The sequence below is a fragment of the Kocuria himachalensis genome (assembly GCF_054784195.1).
Genome location: NZ_BAAGPL010000068.1, coordinates 1 through 1,511, shown reverse-complemented (window position 1 = coordinate 1,511; position 1,511 = coordinate 1). Strand labels below are relative to the sequence as shown.

The window sequence follows — 1,511 nt, the reverse complement described above, 5'->3', positions numbered from 1 at the left end:
CTGGGTGGCAAGTACGAGGTCGATCATTGGGGGGTCCTCTCAGAAGTTGCTTCATCGGCTGCCTCACCGAGGGCGGTGAGGACTTTTCTCGGCTCCCGGGCCATGGATTCCCAGTCCACGGTCCCGGTGAGCCGGAGCTCTTCGATCCAGGGCACCACCCAGGTGGAGGGGACACCGCCGGAGATCACCCGGGTCGCTGCGGCCAGGGACTTCGGGGGGCGGCCTGGGGCATCAGCCACCAGGACCAGGCCTTGGAGATCGACATCGGGGTGGGCACCGGCCGCCCAGTCGCGGGCAGCGAGACGGGCGGCGTCGAGGCCCCGCTTGTTCTGCCGGGCCACGAGGAAGACCGACGCGGGGGCGTGCTGGGTCTCCTCATCTGGGCGGGCGGGCCACCGGTGGTGGCAAGCGGTCCCGCCGAGCAGCTCAGCCAGCACGGACTCCCCGGCCCCACCGTGGACACCGAGCCAGAACACGTCATGGGCGGTGGTGAAAAACCGCCCCAGTCGCCCCTCGTCCTCGGAAAGACCGGCCACGCCTCGCTGGGGACCTGAGGCGCCGCGGAAGACCGTGACGGTCTCCTCGGTGACGTCTTCGAAGATCGGGCGGGTCTGCTCCTGGGTGGAGGGCGATACCAACTCAGCCCAACGGTTGTCCATCACACCTCCTCGCTTGCAGGGCCTCCAATAGACTGGACCCTATGTGCATTAGACAACACTGAGAGAGGATTAGCAATGTTAAACAACACTAGACAACAAACGAGTATTACTGTGTACAGTGCCCAGTATGAGGGCGCAGGTGATCGTCGTGTCTGACGCGCTGGACCGGCTCTTCGAGGGCCTGCCCGAGCGGCTGACCGTCGACCAGCTCGCGCAGGTGCTCGGACTCGGTGATCGCACCATCACCTACCGCTGGTTGCGCGACGGCATCGTGCCGGCGATCAAGCTCGGCAAGACCTGGCTGATCCTGCGTGACGACATCAAGGAACACCTTCGCTCTCAGTACAACGTCCCCCATTCCACCGACAATGACGGGGCGCACACGAACGAGGAGTAGGGAGCACAGCATGGCTCAGGCACTGGAGCGGCCGGTCTGCACGGCCAGGATCGCCGCAGACGACAGCGTGGAGGTGACGATCGACCGGGTCCCCTACGAGTTCGCCTCGATGCCGGCAGCCATCGCCCACGTCGTCTCTATCGCCGATGACCTGGGGCGACCGGTCAAACTGACGGCCATCGACCCGGCCTCGGTGACCGAGCCGGAGACGCGACTGATCGTCGCCGCAGACGGATCCGTGACAGCAGATGCCAGTGCCTCGGCCAAGAAACGACCCTCCCGTGGAGGCTCTTCACGAGTTGTCACAGTCGACGACCTCGTACCGGAGCCTGAACAGACGACACGCCCGGTAGCGGCCACTGAACCAACCGCTGACCTGAGCGAACACCAGCCCGCGGAGCCTTCCATCGATGCGGAGACCCCGCAGACGCTTCCCGAAGCCGATGTCCCCCATT

Annotated in this window: 3 protein-coding genes; 2 read left to right on the top strand and 1 reads right to left on the bottom strand. The window is 65.5% G+C overall.

What is annotated here, in order from left to right:
• Positions 1-23: 23 nt before the first annotated feature.
• Positions 24-659, bottom strand: coding sequence for a DUF6668 family protein (locus ACYVM4_RS18680; protein ID WP_460669533.1), 636 nt, complete (start codon positions 657-659; stop codon positions 24-26).
• 127 nt (positions 660-786) lie between these two features.
• Between ACYVM4_RS18680 and ACYVM4_RS18675 the strand changes: the two genes are divergently transcribed.
• Positions 787-1,056 carry a helix-turn-helix domain-containing protein gene (locus ACYVM4_RS18675; protein WP_095651506.1) on the top strand — a complete coding sequence of 90 codons (270 nt, stop codon included), beginning with the start codon at positions 787-789 and terminating at the stop codon, positions 1,054-1,056.
• A 10-nt stretch (positions 1,057-1,066) separates the two neighbouring features.
• Positions 1,067-1,511 (top strand): hypothetical protein (locus tag ACYVM4_RS18670; RefSeq protein WP_460669532.1); only part of this gene is annotated, 445 nt, incomplete at its 3' end.

Bases quoted from the DNA above. Each gene is read 5' to 3' on its own strand.
- ACYVM4_RS18680 (WP_460669533.1), bottom strand. From the start codon at position 659: ATGGACAACCGTTGGGCTGAGTTGGTATCGCCCTCCACCCAGGAGCAG.
- ACYVM4_RS18675 (WP_095651506.1), top strand. From the start codon at position 787: ATGAGGGCGCAGGTGATCGTCGTGTCTGACGCGCTGGACCGGCTCTTC.